This is a genomic window from Mycobacterium sp. (assembly GCF_019243155.1).
GTDB lineage: Bacteria > Actinomycetota > Actinomycetes > Mycobacteriales > Mycobacteriaceae > Mycobacterium.
The window spans coordinates 1-2799 of record NZ_JAFAUS010000352.1; the positions used below are offsets into that span (position 1 = coordinate 1).

3 protein-coding genes and 1 pseudogene are annotated in these 2799 nt (G+C 66.3%); 3 read left to right on the top strand and 1 reads right to left on the bottom strand.

What is annotated here, in order from left to right; genetic code table 11:
• The 3 genes from JOZ00_RS18185 to msrB form a co-directional block, all read left to right on the top strand.
• Positions 1 to 875, top strand: an 875-nt coding sequence (locus JOZ00_RS18185) for an alpha/beta hydrolase (protein WP_293346036.1), incomplete at its 5' end; no start/stop codon positions are given.
• Positions 876 to 903: 28 nt separating this feature from the next.
• Positions 904 to 2214 (top strand): arabinofuranan 3-O-arabinosyltransferase, encoded by a 1311-nt coding sequence (aftC, locus tag JOZ00_RS18190; protein ID WP_293346038.1) that lies wholly within the window; start codon positions 904 to 906, stop codon positions 2212 to 2214.
• 11 nt (positions 2215 to 2225) lie between these two features.
• Positions 2226 to 2636 (top strand): peptide-methionine (R)-S-oxide reductase MsrB, encoded by a 411-nt coding sequence (gene msrB, locus JOZ00_RS18195; protein ID WP_293346040.1) that lies wholly within the window; start codon positions 2226 to 2228, stop codon positions 2634 to 2636.
• Positions 2637 to 2653: 17 nt separating this feature from the next.
• Here msrB and JOZ00_RS18200 read toward each other — a convergent pair.
• Positions 2654 to 2799: pseudogene (locus JOZ00_RS18200) on the bottom strand (class I SAM-dependent methyltransferase); the annotation flags it as partial.

Below are 2799 nucleotides of genomic sequence, written 5' to 3' on the forward strand. Positions count from 1 at the left end.
TGCGCACCCTGTGGGATGTGCCTGCCGTCGCGCTCGTCGGAATCGGCAACGGGTCCCAGGTGGCGCTGGCCTACGCCGCGTCGCGCCCCGACCGGGTCTCGCGGCTGATCCTGGACTCGCCGGTGGCGTTGGGCGTCAACGCTGAAGCCGCCGCCGAGCAACAGGTCAAGGGTCAACAGGCCTCGCTCGACGCGTTCGCTGCGCAATGCCTCGCGGTGAACTGCCCGTTGGGCCCCGACCCCAAAGGCGCTGTGAGCGCACTGCTTTCCGATGCCCGCGCCGGCCGGGGCCCCGGCGGCGCCTCGGTGGCCCAGGTTGCCAATGCCATCACCGTCGCCCTGGGCTTCCCCTCCGGCGGCCGCGTCGACGCCACCACGAGCCTGGCCGGCGCGCTGGCCGCCGCCCGCTCCGGCGACGTCAACCAGCTGAACAACCTGATCAACCGTGCCGACGCGGCCCAGGACTCCGACGGCCAGTTCATCAGCTCCTGCAGCGACGCGATCAATCGCCCCACCCCCGACCGGGTCCGCGAACTCGTTGTCGCTTGGGCCAAGCTGTACCCCCAGTTCGGCACCGTCGCGGCACTCAACTTGGTCAAGTGCGTGCACTGGCCGACCGGCTCGCCGCCGGCCCCGCCGAAGAGCCTGAAAGTGGACGTCCTCTTGTCGGGTGTGCAGAGCGATCCGATCGTGGGGAGCGAGGGCGTCGCGCAGACCGCCGCGACGATCATCAACGCCAACGCCGCCAGCAAGCGGGTGATGTGGCAGGGCATCGGCCACGGCGCCAGCATCTATTCAAACTGCGCCGTTCCCCCGCTGATCGGCTACCTCAACACCGGCAAGTTGCCCGCCACCGACACCTACTGTCCCGCTTGATGCTGCTTTCTGCGACGTGCGCGCGCCGGTGTACGGTGCGCTGGTGACGGCAGCTGAATCGACCCGGACCGGCTTTCGCGATCGAATACTCGCCGCCTTCGGTTCCCAAACCAGCGCCCCGGGCGCGGCGACGATACTGCGGTCCATCCTGTGGCCGTTGGCCATCATGTCGGTCCTGCACCGCAGCATCATCCTGCCCGCCAACGGCAACATCACCGACGATTTCAAGCCGGTGTACCGCGCGGTGCTGAACTTCCGGCGCGGCTGGGACATCTACAACGAGCACTTCGACTACGTCGACCCGCACTACCTGTACCCGCCCGGCGGCACGCTGCTGATGGCGCCGTTCGGGTACCTGCCCTTCACCCCGTCGCGATACCTGTTCATCCTGATCAACGCCGTCGCGATTCTGATCGCCTGGTACCTGCTGCTGCGGCTGTTCAACTACACGCTGGCTTCCGTCGCCGCGCCCGCGCTGCTGCTGGCCATGTTCTGCACGGAGAGTGTCAGCAGCACGCTGGTGTTCACCAACATCAACGGCTGCGTCCTGCTGGCGGAGGTGCTCTTCTTGCGCTGGCTGCTGGACGGGAAGACCGGGCACCAATGGTGGGCCGGCTTAGTGATCGGCCTGACGCTCACGCTCAAGCCCGTGCTGGGCCCGTTGTTGTTGCTGCCCCTGCTGAACCGCCAGTGGCGGACGCTGGTGCCGGCCATCGCGGTCCCGATCGTCGTCAATGCGATCGCGTGGCCGTTGGTCAGCGATCCAAAGGACTTCGTCACGAAGACGGTGCCCTACTTCCTGGGCACCCGTGACTACTTCAACAGCTCGGTCGAGGGCAACGGCGTGTACTTCGGCCTGCCCACCTGGCTCATCGTCTTCCTGCGGATCATGTTCACGGTGCTCGCGATCGGAGCAATGTGGCTGCTGTACCGCTACTACCGCACCCGCGATCCGCTGTTCTGGTTCACCAATTCGTCCGGGGTGCTGTTGCTCTGGTCCTTCCTGGTGTCGTCGCTGGCCCAGGGCTACTACTCGATGATGTTGTTCCCATTCCTGATGACCGTCGTGCTGCGCAACTCGCTGATCCGCAACTGGCCGGCATGGCTGGGGATCTACGGCTTCATGACGCTGGATGGCTGGCTGCTCTTCAACTGGATGAGATACGGCCGCGCGCTGCAGTACCTCAAGATCACCTACGGCTGGTCGTTGCTGCTGATCGTCGTGTTCACGGTCCTCTACTACCGCTACCTGGACGCCAAGGCCGAAGACCGGCTGGACGAGGGCATCGATCCGGCTTGGCTGACGGCCGAGCGGGATCGCGCTAACTTGGTTGCATGACCTCCCCCGACGTGTCGCGCCCGAAGCTGCAGCTGACCGATGACGAGTGGCGCCAAAAGCTCACCCCGGACGAGTTCCAGGTGCTGCGCCGCGCCGGCACCGAACACCCCTTCACCGGTGAGTACACCGACACCAAGACCGAAGGCGTTTACCAGTGCCGCGCCTGTGGTGCCGAATTGTTCCGCAGCACAGAGAAATTCGAGTCGCACTGCGGCTGGCCGTCGTTCTTCGACCCGGCCGACTCCGACGCGGTGATCCTGCGTCCCGACCGTTCGCTGGGGCGGACGCGCACCGAGGTGCTGTGCGCGAACTGCCACAGCCACCTGGGTCACGTGTTCGAGGGCGAGGGGTATCCCACGCCGACGGACCAGCGCTACTGCATCAACTCGATCTGCCTGACGCTGGTGCCGGCGGGCGCCTAGCCCGCAGGCCTAGCGCCTCAGTCGACGCGGGTGGCGTGCACTTCCCAGAACGGGGCGTGCACGCGTCCGCCCTGTAGCCAGGGCTCCATCGCCTTGAACCTCGCCAGCAGGTCCTGAGACTGCTCGGCCATATCGGGATTGCGCGCGGCCATCATCTCGATCT